Genomic DNA, 350 nt, shown 5'->3' with positions numbered 1-350 from the left:
GTGTCGAAGAAGTTTCCATAGTGTTGTTCTGTCCACGCTATCAAATGCCTTTTCGTAGTCAATGAAGTTGATGTAGAGTGATGAATTCCATTCAACTGGTTGGTCCACAATGATCCGTAGAGTTGCGATTTGGTCTGTACACGATCTATCCTTACGGAATCCTGCCTGTTGGTCTCGAAGTCGGGCGTCTACGCAGTCCTTCATCCTGTTTAACAATACCCTGTTGAAGACTTTTCCCGGTATTGAGAGAAGAGTGATGCCCCTGTAGTTATCACACTTGCTGAGATCGCCTTTCTTCGGTATTTTGATCAGAAGTCCTTCTTTCCAGTCTTTTGGTACTTGTTCCTCAT

At 44.3% G+C, this 350-nt stretch carries 1 protein-coding gene; it reads right to left on the bottom strand.

What is annotated here, in order from left to right; translation table 11 throughout:
- Nucleotides 1-303, bottom strand: a 303-nt coding sequence (locus DZ860_RS25510; RefSeq protein ID WP_500691429.1) for an RNA-directed DNA polymerase, incomplete at its 3' end; no start/stop codon positions are given.
- Nucleotides 304-350: the final 47 nt, after the last annotated feature.

The sequence above is a fragment of the Vibrio sinensis genome, assembly GCF_003605645.1.
Lineage (GTDB): Bacteria > Pseudomonadota > Gammaproteobacteria > Enterobacterales > Vibrionaceae > Vibrio > Vibrio sinensis.
The sequence above is the reverse complement of the archived record's forward strand: the minus strand, read 5'-3'. Positions and strand labels throughout refer to the sequence as shown.